This is a genomic window from Streptomyces endophyticus (assembly GCF_035798155.1).
GTDB classification, from domain to species: domain Bacteria; phylum Actinomycetota; class Actinomycetes; order Streptomycetales; family Streptomycetaceae; genus Streptomyces; species Streptomyces endophyticus.
Genome location: NZ_JAOZYC010000098.1, coordinates 62,704 through 75,895, shown reverse-complemented (window position 1 = coordinate 75,895; position 13,192 = coordinate 62,704). Strand labels below are relative to the sequence as shown.

Here is a 13,192-nt window from a genome sequence, read left to right as displayed (position 1 = left end):
TATGAAGCTCAGCCGCCCCGTTTCCTGGTTCCTGCTCGCCTTCGGGGTGTGGAGCTGGGTCATCTGGATCACTTTCATCAAGAATCTCGTCAAGGACGGCAGCGGCCTCGCCTTCGACGACGCCGGGGATCCGACCGCGTACTTCTGGGTGCATCTGACGCTCGCCGTCGTCTCCTTCGTATTGGGGACGGTTGTCGGGGGCATCGGGTTGCGTTCCGTGCGCACACTGCGTCGGACCTCATAGGCGTCCGGGCAGATGGTCGTCGTCTTCGTACTCATCGCCGCCGCCGTTCTCGCGGCCTTCGCGGCCCTGCACTACTACGCATGGCGCCGTCTTGTGCGCGGGACGACCGTCAAGGGCGGGTGGCCCAGGCGGATCGGCACCGTGGTGTTCGTGGCCGGGCCCGTGCTGATGTTCGCGGCGCTGGCGGCGGAGCGGGCCGGGGCGCCGTTCGTGCTGCAACAGGTGCTGGCCTGGCCCGGGTTCCTGTGGATGGCGTTCGCGCTGTACCTGCTGCTCGCGCTGCTGGTGGGGGAGCTCGTGCGGCCCCTGCTGCGGCGCTTCCTCGACCGCGGGGCGCCCGCCGCCGGCGCGGCGGAGGGCGCCCTGGTGCGCGTTCCCGTGCCGGAGATGCGGGAGCTGGCGCCGGTTCCGGGGATCGGCCGCGCAGCCGCGCCCACCCGGCGTCTCGTCCTCGCCCGGACCGTCGGCGTCGCCGCGACCGTGGCTGCCGCGGGCGTCGTGGCCGGTGGCGCGTACGGGGTGCTGCGCGGGCCGACGGTGAAGCGGGTCACCGTGCCGCTGGCCAAACTGCCGCGCGCGGCCCACGGGTTCAGGATCGCCGTGGTCAGCGACATCCACCTCGGGCCCGTGCTCGGGCGGGGCTTCGCCGAGCGGGTCGTCGAGACGATCAACGCGACGCAGCCCGATCTCATCGCCGTCGTCGGTGACCTCGTCGACGGGAGCGTGGAGGACCTCGCGCCCGCCGTCGCCCCGCTCGCGCGGCTGAGCGCGCGGCACGGGACGTACTTCGTCACCGGCAACCACGAGTACTTCTCCGGCGCCGACCCGTGGGTGGAGCACGTCCGCGAGCTCGGGCTCCGGCCGCTGGAGAACGCGCGCGTCGACATCGGGGCCTTCGACCTCGCGGGCGTCAACGACATCGCCGGTGACAACTACGGCGAAGGACCCGACTACGCGAAGGCGCTCGGCGACCGCGACACCTCCCGCGCCTCCGTCCTCCTCGCCCACCAGCCCGTGATGATCCACGAGGCGGTGAAGCACAGCGTCGACCTGCAGCTCTCCGGGCACACCCACGGCGGCCAGCTGTGGCCGGGCAACTTCGTCGCGGCCGCGAGCAATCCGACCCTCGCGGGCCTCGACCGGTACGGCGACACCCAGCTGTACGTCAGCCGGGGCGCGGGCGCGTGGGGGCCGCCGGTGCGGGTGGGCGCGCCGTCCGACATCACCGTGGTGCAGCTGGCGTCCAAGCAGGCCTGAGCCCCGCTCGGGACCTCAGGCCCTCCTGCGCCGTCCCGTCGGCTTCGCCCGGCGGCGCAGGGCCAGCAGGCCGCCGCCGGCGAGGGCCGCCAGGGCCATGGACCCGCCGAGCGCCCAGTCGTCCCCGTGCGAGCCGGTGGACGTGCTCGCGGCCGGTCCCGCGCCCGCCACGTGCGGCGCGCGGGTCGATGTCCTCGGGGTGTTCGGACGCTCGCTCAGCGGCGTGACCAACTCGCCGATGGGGCGCACCCTGTGCGCGGCCGCGAAGCCCCAGTCGAGCAGCGCGGCCGTCTCCTCGTACACGGCTTCGTAGCCGGACTTCGGGTGCATCACGGTGACCAGGAGGGTGCGGCCGCCGCGGGTGGCGGCGCCGGTGAAGGTGTTGCCCGCGTGCGAGGTGTAGCCGTTCTTGACGCCGATGAGGCCCTCGTACGGGGTGACGCCCTGCCCGGTGAGGAGGCGGTCGGTGTTCTGGATCTGGAACGTCTTGGAGCCGCCCGCGGGGAAGTCGGCGACCTTGGTGGCGCAGTAGCCGCGGAAGTCGTCGTTCTTCAGCCCGGCGCGGGCGAACAGCGTCAGGTCGTACGCGGACGAGAGCTGCCCGCGGTGGTCGAAGCCGTCCGGGCTGACGACGTGGGTGTCGTTCGCCTGGAGGTCCTTCGCGCGGGCCTGCATCTGCGCGACGGTCCTGTCGACGCCGCCGTTCATCGAGGCGAGCACATGCACGGCGTCGTTGCCGGAGCGGAGGAACACGCCCTGCCACAACTGGTGCACGCTGTACGTCGTCCCGGCCTGGACGCCGACGAGGCTGGAGCCGAACGGTATGTCCGCGAGGTCCTCGGCCGTCACCTTGTGCTTCAGCGTGCTGTCGAACTTCGGCAGCACCGTGTCCGCGAACAGCATCTTCAGCGTGGAGGCCGGCGGCAGTCGGCGGTGTCCGTTGTACGAGGCGAGCACCTCGCCGCTGTCGCCGTCGGCGATCAGCCACGCCTTCGCGGCGAGCTTCGGCAGCTTCGGCGCGCCCGCCCGGCGCCGCACCTGCACGCCCGAAGCGGCGAGCTGCGTCCCGCCGATCGCGGAGGCGGCCGAGGCGGTCTGCGGGGGCAGTGCGAGCGCCGCTGCCGCGCCCGCCCCGAGGCCGAGGGCGGTGCGGCGGGTGAGCTGCGCGGTCGTGGGGGAGGAGGTGGTGCCGGGCATCCCGTGAAGGTACAGGCCAAAGAGCGGGTAAAGACCGGCGGGGCTCAGCTCCGCGCCAGCTCCGGCCTCTTGAGGTAGTCCGTGAAGCCGATGACGTTGCCCCACGGGTCGGCGAACTCCACGACGTAGCCGGTGGAGGTGGAGAAGGGCGGATCGAGCAGCTCGATGTCGGCGGCGCGCAGCGCGTCGGCCGTCGCGCGGGCGTCCGGTACCTCCAGCCACAGCCGCGCGGCGGGCCAGGCGGGCGGCCGGTGGCCGAACCCGTCCTCGGCCCGCAGCAGCAGCCCGGGCGTCTCCTTGCCGGCCGCGAGCAGCGCGATCCCGGCCTCGTCGATGCGGACCTTCACGGGGAACCCGACGCGCTCGTAGAAGGCGACGGCCTCGCTCAGATCGCCGACGGGGAACAGGGTGTTGTCGAACCCGAGGATTTCCAGCTCATGTGGCATAGCGGCAGATTAGCGAGCAACCAGGCAAAAACGGCGAAGGCCCCGCTCCCGAAAGGGAACGGGGCCCTCAGAGCCCTGCGGCGTGAGCTGGCAAGGTCAGAAGCGGCGCGTGATCAGCGCCCGCTTCACTTCCTGGATCGCCTTGGTGACCTCGATGCCACGCGGGCAGGCGTCCGTGCAGTTGAAGGTCGTGCGGCAGCGCCACACACCGTCACGGTCGTTGAGGATCTCCAGGCGCTGCTCCCCGGCCTCGTCACGCGAGTCGAAGATGAAGCGGTGGGCGTTCACGATGGCGGCAGGACCGAAGTACTGGCCGTCGTTCCAGAACACCGGGCAGGACGACGTGCACGCGGCGCACAGGATGCACTTGGTGGTGTCGTCGAAGCGCGCCCGGTCCTCGTCGGACTGGTAGCGCTCACGCGTCGGCTCGTTCCCCTTGGTGACGAGGAACGGCATGACGTCGCGGTACGCCTGGAAGAACGGGTCCATGTCGACCACGAGGTCCTTGAGGACCGTGAGGCCCTTGATGGCCTCGACCGTGATCGGCTTCTCCGGGTTGATGTCCTTGAGCAGCGTCTTGCAGGCAAGACGGTTCTTGCCGTTGATCCGCATCGCGTCGGACCCGCAGATGCCGTGCGCGCAGGAGCGACGGAACGTCAGCGTGCCGTCCTGCTCCCACTTGACCTTGTGCAGCGCGTCGAGAACGCGCTCCTTGGGGTCCATCTCCAGCTGGAAGTCCTGCCAGGTCGACTCGTCGGAGACCTCAGAGTTGAACCGGCGCACGCGCAGCGTGATCGTGATGTTCGGGGTGTCGGCGAAGCCGGCCTCGGGCGCGCCCGCCGCTTCCGCCTTGTCCATGGTCGGGGTAGCCATCAGTACTTACGCTCCATCGGCTGGTAGCGGGTCTGGACGACCGGCTTGTAGTCGAGCCGGATGGACTCGGAGCCGTCGTCGCCGACCTCGCGGTACGCCATGGTGTGGCGCATGAAGTTGACGTCGTCGCGGGTCGGGAAGTCCTCGCGGTAGTGACCGCCGCGGGACTCCTTGCGGGCCAGGGCGGAAGTCGCCATGACCTCGGCCAGGTCGAGCAGGTTGCCCAGCTCGATGGCCTCAAGGAGGTCCGTGTTGAACCGCTTGCCCTTGTCCTGGACGGACACGTTCTTGTAGCGGGCGCGCAGTTCGGCGATCTTCTCGACTGCCGTCTTGATCGTCTGCTCGGTGCGGAACACCATCACGTTGGCGTCCATGCACTCCTGCAGCTCGTTGCGGATCACCGCGACGCTCTCGGTGCCCTGCGAGTCACGCAGCCGCTCGACGAGCTCCTCGACGAGCGTGGCCGGGTCCTCCGGCAGCTCGACGAACTCGGTCTTGTGCGCGTACTCGGCGGCCGCGATGCCCGCACGACGCCCGAAGACGTTGATGTCGAGCAGCGAGTTGGTGCCGAGGCGGTTGGCGCCGTGCACGGAGACACAGGCGACCTCGCCGGCGGCGTACAGACCGGGAACGACCGTGGTGTTGTCCGCGAGGACCTCACCCTGGACGTTCGTCGGGATGCCGCCCATGGCGTAGTGCGCGGTCGGCTGGATCGGGATCGGGTCCGTGTAGGGCTCGATGCCGAGGTACGTACGCGCGAACTCGGTGATGTCCGGGAGCTTGGCGTCGAGCTGCTCCGGCGGCAGGTGCGTGAGGTCGAGGTAGACGTGGTCGCCCTCGGGACCGCAGCCGCGGCCCTCACGGATCTCGGTGTAGATGGACCTCGAAACCACGTCTCGCGAGGCGAGGTCCTTCATGACCGGCGCGTACTTCTCCATGAAGCGCTCGCCGTCCTTGTTACGGAGGATGCCGCCCTCACCACGGGCGCCTTCCGTAAGGAGGATGCCCATGCGCCAGATGCCGGTCGGGTGGAACTGGAAGAACTCCATGTCCTCCAGCGGGATCCCGCGCCGGTAGCAGGCGGCCTGGCCGTCGCCGGTCAGGGTGTGCGCGTTGGACGTCACCTTGAAGAACTTGCCCGTGCCGCCCGAGGCGTAGATGACCGACTTGGCCTGGAAGATGTGGATCTCGCCGGTGGCCAGCTCGTAGGCGACCACACCGGCGGACTTCTTGACGCCGTCTTCCTCGACGATCAGCTGGTCCAGGACGTAGAACTCGTTGAAGAACTCCACGCCCTCCTTCACGCAGTTCTGGTACAGCGTCTGAAGGATCATGTGGCCCGTGCGGTCCGCGGCGTAGCAGGACCGGCGGACCGGGGCCTCGCCGTGGTTACGGGAGTGACCGCCGAAGCGGCGCTGGTCGATGGTGCCGTTCGGGGTGCGGTTGAACGGCAGGCCCATCTTCTCCAGGTCGAGGACCGAGTCGATGGCCTCCTTCGCCAGGATCTCGGCGGCGTCCTGGTCGACCAGGTAGTCGCCGCCCTTGATCGTGTCGAAGGTGTGCCACTCCCAGTTGTCCTCCTCCACGTTGGCGAGCGCGGCGGCCATGCCGCCCTGCGCCGCACCGGTGTGGGAGCGGGTGGGGTAGAGCTTGGTCAGCACGGCGGTGCGGCTGCGCTTCGTCGACTCGATGGCCGCGCGCATGCCGGCGCCGCCGGCGCCGACGATGACGGTGTCGTACTTGTGAATCTTCACGGTTTCGCTCGCCTCGGCTTTAACGGATGTTGGGGTCGAAGGTGAAGATCACCAGCGTGCCCAGCAGGACGGTGAAGACCGTCGCGGCGTACAGCAGGCCCTTCAGCCACATACGGGTCTGGGGGCGCTCGGCGTAGTCGTTGATGACGGTACGCAGGCCGTTGGCGCCGTGCAGCATCGCGAGCCACAGCATCAGCAGGTCCCAGCCCTGCCAGAACGGGGACGCCCAGCGGCCCGCGACGAACGCGAAGCCGATCTTGGAGACGCCGCCGTCGAGGACGAGCTGGATCAGCAGGTGGCCGAGGACGAGAACGACCAGGACGACGCCGGACAGACGCATGAAGAGCCATGCGGCCATCTCGAAGTTGCCGCGGGTCGAGCGCGGGGTCTTCGAGGTGCGCTTGCGCGGGGCCTCGATGTACGGGGCCGGGTTGTCGACGTCGTAGAGCGAAACGCCCTCTACGGGGCCGACGCCGGGCGTCGCGGGGGTGGTGTCAGCAGACATGTCTGGCCTCAGCTCCCGAAGATGGCGCGGACGGCGTGGCCGAGTACGGGGTAGAGAGCCCCGACCATCAGGACGATCCAGATGCCCATGACGGTCCAGAGCATCTGCTTCTGGTAGCGCGGGCCCTTCGACCAGAAGTCGACGGCGATGACACGCAGGCCGTTGAGCGCGTGGAACAGGATCGCGGCCACGAGGCCGTATTCCAGAAGCGCGACGATCGGCGTCTTATAGGTACCAACGACATCGTCGTACGCCTCGGGGGAGACGCGAACGAGAGCGGTGTCGAGGACGTGCACGAACAGGAAGAAGAAAATGAGGACACCGGTGACTCGATGAGCCACCCATGACCACATGCCTTCCCGGCCGCGGTACAGCGTTCCAGCCGGCACGGAAGAACCCTCCGGGAGCGGGGACTAGAGCCGCGCCGGCTTCAGTGTCGGGCGGGCCCGGCCGGGTACGGTCCACCGGCCGCTCGTCATCGTATCGACGAGTTGTCGGAACACTCGCACGGGGGCCTTATGTGTGATCAAACAGGCAATCAAACAGGCACGTACGGGCTATTGATGCCGGTTTCCCGGCCGGTTTCCCTGCGGGTCAGGCGGGCGAGCCGGCCCCGGGCGAGTCGCCGCAGCTCCTCGGCGGCCAGTTCGCGCTCGTGCAGCGGGTCGTGGCCGAGCCGGGTGCGCAGGCCCGCGAGCAGGTGGTCGAGGGCCTCACCTGGCGCGATGTCGTCCAGGCAGATCACGAAGGGGTGGCCGAAGCGGGTCTCGTACGCGCTGTGTGCCGCGACCAGCGCGGTCAGTGCGGCCGCCGGGTAGCCCGCGGGGGACGGCGGCAGCGACTGCTTCTCGCCCATCAGGGCCTCGGTGATGTCGGCGGGGGCGAGGTCGTACGCCGCCTCGTCCGCCGCGGCGAGCAGCGCGTCGAGGTTCGGGTACGGGCGGTGTGCGGCGACCCGGCGCGCCCAGGCGTGGCTTCGGCAGCACGTGTGCAGTGTCAGCTCGGCGGTCTCCCGCGGCAGCGCGTTGAAGCGCGCCAGGCCTCCGGCGGTGCCGGATGCCGTGGCCTGGACCGGTATGGGCAGGCGGCCGGGAGTCTGGAGGGGGCTCAGCGGGGCCTCCGGCAGGCGAATGGGGCATCCCCTGCTCGAGCGGAGCCGAGAGCTTGGGGAAAGGTGTGGTGGTTGTGGCGTAACGGTAGTCAGGGGTTGTCGCAAGTGTCCGGCGGATGCGTGAAATTCACTCGGACGGGCCGGTTTGCGGGGGTTGGGTGGACGGTAAGCCTGTCCGTTCCCGCACCCCTGGGGGTCCGCCGTTAACGTCGGCGGCGTACTTGTCGGTCTCACGGGGTTCAGCGAGGTGTTCGTGGAGAAGGAGCGGAAAGCTCTGGTGGTCGTCGCCGTCGGGGCCGTTCTGGTCGCGGCCGCGGGGTGCTCGGAGGGTGGCGGATCTCCGTCCGACGGGAAGTCGGCGACGTCCGCGGCGCCCTCGCCCACCCGCTCGTACCCGCTGTCGAAGCCTGCGCACACGATTCCCGAGGTGCGCGACTTCACGCCGGCGCACGGGCCCGGCTGGAAGCCGGACGGCGGCAGGGTCGTCGTGAAGGACGGCGAACTGGCGGACGAGGGGCGGCTCGTCGCCGAGGAGCTGGACCTGACGTACGCGGGGTCCGGGGACGCGGGGTCCGGCGACGTCGAGCTGGCGCTCGGCGGGAAGAGCGGGGCGAACCCGGAGTCGTACCGGATGTCCGTGCGTGGCGGGACCGTGCGGATCGTCGGGCCGAGCGACACCGGCGTGTACTACGGGACCCGCACCCTCAAGCAGGAGGTGCACGACGGCGCGAAGGCCCCGGAGGGCGTCACCGCCGACGAACCCGCCAAGGCGCAGCGCGGGTTCAACCTCGACATCGCGCGCAAGCACTTCACGGCCGACTGGATCAAGGACCGGATCCGGGACATCGGGGACCTGAAGTACAACCAGTTGGGCCTGCACTTCTCCGACGACCAGTCCTTCCGGATCGAGTCCGACTCGCATCCCGAGGTCGTCTCCAAGGACCACCTCAGCAAGGCGCAGGTGAAGGACATCCTGAAGCTCGCCGCCGAGCGGCACATCACGGTCGTGCCGGAGATCGACTCGCCGGGGCACCTGGGCGCCGTGATCGCCGCGCACCCCGACCTCCAGCTGCGCGACGCGAGCGGGGTGGCGGCGCGCGGCGCCGTGGACATCTCGAAGCCGGGCGCCGCGAAGATCGTCGACGACCTGCTGAAGGAGTACGCGAAGCTGTTCAAGGGCGCGTACTGGCACCTGGGCGCCGACGAGTACCGGGCGCTGATGAGCGAGAACCCCGAGGCCTCCTACCCGCAGCTCGCCAGCGCGGCGCGCGCGAAGTACGGGGCGAACGCGAAGGTCCAGGACCTCGCCCAGGGCTGGCTCAACGACCGGGCGAAGACCATGGCCCCCTTCGACCGGAACCTGAAGGCCTGGAACGACGGGTTCTACAAGGGCGGGGTCGTCGACGCGGACAAGGGCATCGAGGTCGCGTACTGGACCGGCAAGGAGATCGGCGCGCGCGAGCCCCTCGAGTATCTGAACGAGGGGCGGAAGATGACGAACTACAACGACGAGTTCCTGTACTACGTCCTCGGCCAGCCCAACACCTTCGTCTATCCGACCGGCGAGCGGATCTACAAGAGCTGGACGCCGCGCGTGCTGCGCAAGACGAGCCCGGTGCCCGCGAAGTACGACGACCGGATTCTGGGCGGTTCGTTCGCCGTGTGGTGCGACATCTCGGGGGCGCAGACCCCGGCACAGGTCGCCAAGGGCGTCCGGATGCCGCTGCGGGCGACCGTGCAGAAGCTGTGGGACCCGAAGAAGCCGGAGCTGAGTTGGCCGGACTTCGTCGACCTGGCCGACAAGCTGGACGGCTGACCGTCGCGATCCGGCGTTCTGGTGGCGAAGTCCCGTGTGCCTGTGGTCTATTCGGCCGCAGGTACGACGTATGTGACGTACACCGGGGCGGGGGGAACGGACATGGGGTACTGGGGCTACTACGTGGTCGCGAGAAGCGGTCAGCCGCTGGACAAGTGCGAGGCCCTGGGCGGGGTGCGCGAGGAGCTGACGCTCCTGGAGGAGCGGGCCGACGGTTGGCAGGTGTGGGAGTGCCCCGGCGGCGGCGAGCAGGCGCGCGACGTGGGCAGCATGAACGCGCTGGCGGCGGAGACCGGGGCGCCCGCCCTGTTCGCGTACGTCATGGACTCCGCCTGCGCGGTCGTCGAGGCGGCCGGGCCCGAGACCGGCGTGTGGACGGCGTGCCTGGGGCGCGCCGCGATGACCGGATACATCGGCGGGGACGAACGCGCCCTGGAGGACTACTTCCTGCCGCCCGGCGACGCCGCCGAGCGGGCCGTCGGCTGGGCCCGCGAGTGCGGCCGGGAGGTGCCGCTGGAGCCGCTCGACGAGGTGTTGCGCGCGGCCGCCGAGCCCTCGGCCGAGGAGCTGTTCTTCCGCTTCCTCGACCGGCTCGGCGTGCGGGGCCGGTGACGTTCCCGCTGTGACGTTCCTTGCCGTGCGGGCGCAGTTGGATACGTAGGCGTCAAGGGGAATTGCTGGGTCCGCGTCCGGAGGAGCGTTACGTCCATGAGCCTGGTGGAACTGATCGCGAAGGCCGATGAACGCGGCCTCGCCACGAGCGGGCTCGGCTGCCTCGACCGGTGTGTGCCGCTGCTCGGCGTCGGCGGTCCCGGCGACCCCGAGGAGGACGTGCTGCGCCCGCTGTGGGCGAGCCTCGCGGAGGACGGCGCGGACTGGGGCGCGCGGCTCGTGGCGGCGCGCGACGCGCTGAGCGGCGCCGCGGGCGAGGGTGAGGCCGCGGAGCTGGTGCGGCGGATGCTCGGGGCCGCGCCGGAGCGGGCGGTGGCCGAGGCGTGGCGGGAGTGGGCGGACGCCTGCTCGGTGGCCGCGCTCCAGGTGCACCGGATGCTCGATGTGGCGGAGGACCGGGCGACCAGCGTGAGCGCGCGCCGCGAGGGCCGCACCGAAGGGATGTCGCCGCTGGTCGCGGCCGAGCTGCGGCGCCAGACCCAGATCCTGGAACTGCTCGCGGGCGGTGGCGCGGGCGGGCTGCGGCAGGCCCTGGTCGTCTCGACGGAGGGGCGCAGGGTGCTGCGGGCGGCCGTCTCGCGGCGCGCGCGAGGCCGCGGCTGACGCGGCTGATCCGGTACGCACGAGGGCCGTGGGGCGGACTGCCCCACGGCCCTCGCGTACTGCTCAACCCGCTTGTTACGGAGCCAGGTTGGTGCCCAGGCGGCCGGTCGCCGGGGTGCCGAGCGTGGCCGTCGTGAGGTTCTTGGTCGAGGACAGGCCCAGACCGCTGGAGTTGCTCGGTACGTAGGTCAGCATGCCCTCGGCCGTGTTCTCGCCCGCCGAACCGAGCACCAGGTCGGCGCGCCCGTACCCGGAGAGGTCGGTCAGGGCGACCGCGGAGCCGAGGTTGTCGTTCGACTCGGAGGAGCCGGGGACGCCGGTGGTGTCCTGCGTGACCGTGAGCGCGCCGGTGCCGGTGATCCCGGTCGAAGTCCCCTTGAGGAGAATCGAGTTACCGGCGTTGGAGCGGTTCGAGGTGCGGGTGATGTCCTCGTTCGGCGCGCCCGCGAGCACGTCCGCGTAGCCGTCGAGGTTGTAGTCGCCGACCGCGATCGAGGCGCCCATCGCGTCGCCCGACTCGGCGGCGCCCGGCACGCCCGAGGTGTCCTGGTGGACGGTCTTGGCGCCCGTGGCGGTCAGTCCGCCCGCGGTCGTGGACGTGGGCAGGGAGCCCTTGACGAAGGTGACCTGGCCGCCCGCCGCCGCGCCGGACTCGGCGGTGTACGGCTGGCCGACGGCGATGTCGTCGATGCCGTCGCCGTTGATGTCGCCCGCCCCGATGGAGCGGCCGCCCTTGACGGACAGCGTGGCGGCCTTGCGCAGGCCGCCCGAACCGCCCTTGTACCAGACGACCTTGCCGAGGCCGGCGCCGTCGCGGTAGTTGAGCGCGACGTCCGCGTAGCCGTCCTGGTTGAAGTCGCCGGACGCGGCGTCCTCGTAGGACAGGTTGTCCTCGGTGGTGGTGATCGTGGAGTCGGTGTCCCAGCCGTCGCCGTAGCGGGCGCTCCAGGTGCCGCCGGTGCCGGTGGAGGCGGCGAACACGTCGGCCTTGCCGTCCGCGTTGAAGTCGCCGACGGCCACGGCGGAGCCGAACCTGGCGTTGGTCAGCTCGTAGCTGCCGTCGATGTTGACGCCGGTGCCGGTGGTGAAGTCCGGGCCGTTCAGGATCGTGTAGGCGCCGCGATTGGAGTGGCCCGTGGTGTCGTCCTCGCCGGGCTGGCCGACGACGACGTCGGTGTTGCCGTCGCCGTTGATGTCGCCGGTGGCGGTGGAGGCGCCGAACTCGTCACCGCTCTCGCCCGCGCCGGGGACGTCGCCGGTCGACTGCGAGATCAGCTTCTTGCCGGTGGCCGTGGGCCCGTTGACGGAGCCGGGCACGAGGGCGATCTGGCCGCCGCTCGACCCCTTGGGCAGCCCGGCGACGATGTCGTCGGTGGCGTCACCGACGACGTTCTGGGACGCCAGGGCGTGCGAGACGCCGGGGGTGGCGGCGAGCGTCGCGATGCGGCCCAGCTTCGGGTACAGGTACGTGCCGGGGCACGCGGTGGCGTTGGTGTCCTTGTGCCCGAAGACGCGGGGGAGGGTGATGGTGGAGCCGTTGGCGACCTTGTTGCCGTCGGTGTTCAGGTCACCGTTGGACGTCAGGGTCACCTTGTCGGTCGCCTTGATGCCGTACTGGCCGAACTTCCAGGCGGCGACGCGGGCGATGGAGTCGAGCGCGGCCTTCGTGGGCTTCGCCGACTGGAAGTTGCCGATGTACGAGATGCCGACGGTGTCCGTGTTGAAGCCGTAGTCGTGGGCCCCGTGCACCGGCAGGTCCATGCCGCCGGTGCGGCCCTCGAATATCTGGCCGCAGCGGTCGACCACGAAGTTGTAGCCGATGTCGTAGTAGCCCTTGGCGACGTGGTCCTGTTGGATCTCGCGCAGCCGCTGGGCGGTCTGCGCGCAGGGCACCTGGTTGTCCAGGTCGACGCCGGTGTGGTGCACGACGGCGGCCTTGATCTCCGTGTCGTACGTGGGAGTTCCGTCGTGCGGGAGGCCGGGGCCCCATACCGACTGCGGGATGATCGTCGGCTTCACGACCGTGGAGGGGCGGGCCTCGGGCGGCGTCTCGTCGGAGGTGAACGCGGCGGACTCGGGGGCGCCCTTGCGGGTTCCGGTGCCCGGGTCGATCAGCTTGACGTCCATTCCGGACGGCAGACCCGACGCCTTGCCGTCGGCGTCGACGACCCGCACCTCGACGCCGTTCGCCGCGGTCTGCGTCGGTACGGACGCGGTGCCGCCGCGGATGTCGGTGCCCTCGCGCTCGGCGCCGTCGGCGTCGTTGGTGTCCTTCGGCAGGGTGGTCCAGGATCCCCACGCGCCGGACGCGGCATCCCGCGCCCGGAACTGGGCCGTGCCGTCGATCTTGTCCTTCGGGTTCTTCCACGTCACCGACACGGCGTTGAACGGCTTCGTCGACTTCTGCGGAACGACCTTCCGGTCCGCCTTCGTCTCCAGGCCCAACGTGTGCACGGCCGCGGCCCGGTACGCGGCCGTCCCGGCCACCTCTGTACCGGGCTCGGCCATCGCGTACGACACGACTCCGGCGCCGCCGACCACGACCGCCCCCATCGTGATCCACGCTCTCCGCTTGAGACTCAGCGGCTTGTACGCGTGCGATCTCTGTCGCGGGCTCAATTGCCCCACCCCTTGATGAAGTTCACATGGACCCCGCGTGACACGCGGGTAGATGCTCTATCCAGCGAACGACAGTCGAGAAGCGTCACTGGTTG

The 13,192-nt window shown here is 70.4% G+C and carries 13 protein-coding genes; 5 read left to right on the top strand and 8 right to left on the bottom strand.

Annotated elements, in window-relative coordinates:
* Position 1 precedes the first annotated feature (1 nt).
* A complete protein-coding gene (locus OKJ99_RS14155) occupies positions 2–244 on the top strand; it encodes an SCO4848 family membrane protein (protein WP_326016443.1) in 243 nt (80 codons plus the stop codon).
* Between the two features lie 12 nt (positions 245–256).
* The gene (locus OKJ99_RS14150) at positions 257–1,501 is read left to right on the top strand and encodes a metallophosphoesterase (RefSeq protein WP_326016441.1); all 1,245 of its coding nucleotides are present in this window, start codon (positions 257–259) and stop codon (positions 1,499–1,501) included.
* Between the two features lie 15 nt (positions 1,502–1,516).
* Here OKJ99_RS14150 and OKJ99_RS14145 read toward each other — a convergent pair whose 3' ends face one another.
* From OKJ99_RS14145 to OKJ99_RS14115, 7 genes are all read right to left on the bottom strand, one after another.
* Positions 1,517–2,698 carry a D-alanyl-D-alanine carboxypeptidase family protein gene (locus OKJ99_RS14145; RefSeq protein WP_326016439.1) on the bottom strand — a complete coding sequence of 394 codons (1,182 nt, stop codon included), beginning with the start codon at positions 2,696–2,698 and terminating at the stop codon, positions 1,517–1,519.
* 44 nt (positions 2,699–2,742) lie between these two features.
* Positions 2,743–3,144, bottom strand: a complete 402-nt coding sequence (locus tag OKJ99_RS14140; protein WP_326016437.1) for a VOC family protein — start codon at positions 3,142–3,144, stop codon at positions 2,743–2,745.
* 96 nt (positions 3,145–3,240) lie between these two features.
* Positions 3,241–4,017 (bottom strand): succinate dehydrogenase iron-sulfur subunit, encoded by a 777-nt coding sequence (locus OKJ99_RS14135; RefSeq protein ID WP_326016435.1) that lies wholly within the window; start codon positions 4,015–4,017, stop codon positions 3,241–3,243.
* Entirely contained in the window at positions 4,017–5,771 is a 1,755-nt protein-coding gene (gene sdhA / locus OKJ99_RS14130; protein WP_326016434.1) for a succinate dehydrogenase flavoprotein subunit, read from the bottom strand. Before sdhA ends, OKJ99_RS14135 begins: the two co-directional genes overlap by 1 nt.
* Positions 5,772–5,790: 19 nt before the next feature.
* Positions 5,791–6,276: a succinate dehydrogenase hydrophobic membrane anchor subunit gene (locus OKJ99_RS14125; protein ID WP_326016432.1), complete on the bottom strand. Its 486-nt coding sequence runs from the start codon at positions 6,274–6,276 to the stop codon at positions 5,791–5,793.
* An 8-nt stretch (positions 6,277–6,284) separates the two neighbouring features.
* Complete coding sequence (gene sdhC, locus OKJ99_RS14120; protein ID WP_326016431.1) at positions 6,285–6,665, bottom strand: succinate dehydrogenase, cytochrome b556 subunit; 381 nt, start codon at positions 6,663–6,665, stop codon at positions 6,285–6,287.
* Between the two features lie 149 nt (positions 6,666–6,814).
* The gene (locus OKJ99_RS14115) at positions 6,815–7,492 is read right to left on the bottom strand and encodes a 2-oxo-4-hydroxy-4-carboxy-5-ureidoimidazoline decarboxylase (RefSeq protein ID WP_407700691.1); all 678 of its coding nucleotides are present in this window, start codon (positions 7,490–7,492) and stop codon (positions 6,815–6,817) included.
* 142 nt (positions 7,493–7,634) lie between these two features.
* Between OKJ99_RS14115 and OKJ99_RS14110 the strand changes: the two genes are divergently transcribed.
* From OKJ99_RS14110 to OKJ99_RS14100, 3 genes are all read left to right on the top strand, one after another.
* Positions 7,635–9,203 carry a beta-N-acetylhexosaminidase gene (locus OKJ99_RS14110; RefSeq protein WP_326016429.1) on the top strand — a complete coding sequence of 523 codons (1,569 nt, stop codon included), beginning with the start codon at positions 7,635–7,637 and terminating at the stop codon, positions 9,201–9,203.
* A 102-nt stretch (positions 9,204–9,305) separates the two neighbouring features.
* Complete coding sequence (locus tag OKJ99_RS14105) at positions 9,306–9,815, top strand: hypothetical protein (protein WP_326016503.1); 510 nt, start codon at positions 9,306–9,308, stop codon at positions 9,813–9,815.
* A gap of 96 nt (positions 9,816–9,911) precedes the next feature.
* Positions 9,912–10,478 carry a hypothetical protein gene (locus OKJ99_RS14100; protein ID WP_326016428.1) on the top strand — a complete coding sequence of 189 codons (567 nt, stop codon included), beginning with the start codon at positions 9,912–9,914 and terminating at the stop codon, positions 10,476–10,478.
* Positions 10,479–10,553: 75 nt separating this feature from the next.
* Here OKJ99_RS14100 and OKJ99_RS14095 read toward each other — a convergent pair whose 3' ends face one another.
* Positions 10,554–13,031, bottom strand: coding sequence for an N-acetylmuramoyl-L-alanine amidase (locus OKJ99_RS14095; protein WP_326016427.1), 2,478 nt, complete (start codon positions 13,029–13,031; stop codon positions 10,554–10,556).
* Between the last annotated feature and the right edge of the window lie 161 nt (positions 13,032–13,192).

Excerpts from the sequence above, each read along its gene's own strand:
- OKJ99_RS14135 (WP_326016435.1), bottom strand. The coding sequence starts at position 4,017 with ATGGCTACCCCGACCATGGACAAGGCGGAAGCGGCGGGCGCGCCCGAG.
- OKJ99_RS14150 (WP_326016441.1), top strand. The coding sequence starts at position 257 with ATGGTCGTCGTCTTCGTACTCATCGCCGCCGCCGTTCTCGCGGCCTTC.
- OKJ99_RS14100 (WP_326016428.1), top strand. The coding sequence starts at position 9,912 with ATGAGCCTGGTGGAACTGATCGCGAAGGCCGATGAACGCGGCCTCGCC.
- OKJ99_RS14095 (WP_326016427.1), bottom strand. The coding sequence starts at position 13,031 with ATGGGGGCGGTCGTGGTCGGCGGCGCCGGAGTCGTGTCGTACGCGATG.
- OKJ99_RS14155 (WP_326016443.1), top strand. The coding sequence starts at position 2 with ATGAAGCTCAGCCGCCCCGTTTCCTGGTTCCTGCTCGCCTTCGGGGTG.
- OKJ99_RS14125 (WP_326016432.1), bottom strand. The coding sequence starts at position 6,276 with ATGTCTGCTGACACCACCCCCGCGACGCCCGGCGTCGGCCCCGTAGAG.
- OKJ99_RS14145 (WP_326016439.1), bottom strand. The coding sequence starts at position 2,698 with ATGCCCGGCACCACCTCCTCCCCCACGACCGCGCAGCTCACCCGCCGC.
- OKJ99_RS14140 (WP_326016437.1), bottom strand. The coding sequence starts at position 3,144 with ATGCCACATGAGCTGGAAATCCTCGGGTTCGACAACACCCTGTTCCCC.
- OKJ99_RS14105 (WP_326016503.1), top strand. The coding sequence starts at position 9,306 with ATGGGGTACTGGGGCTACTACGTGGTCGCGAGAAGCGGTCAGCCGCTG.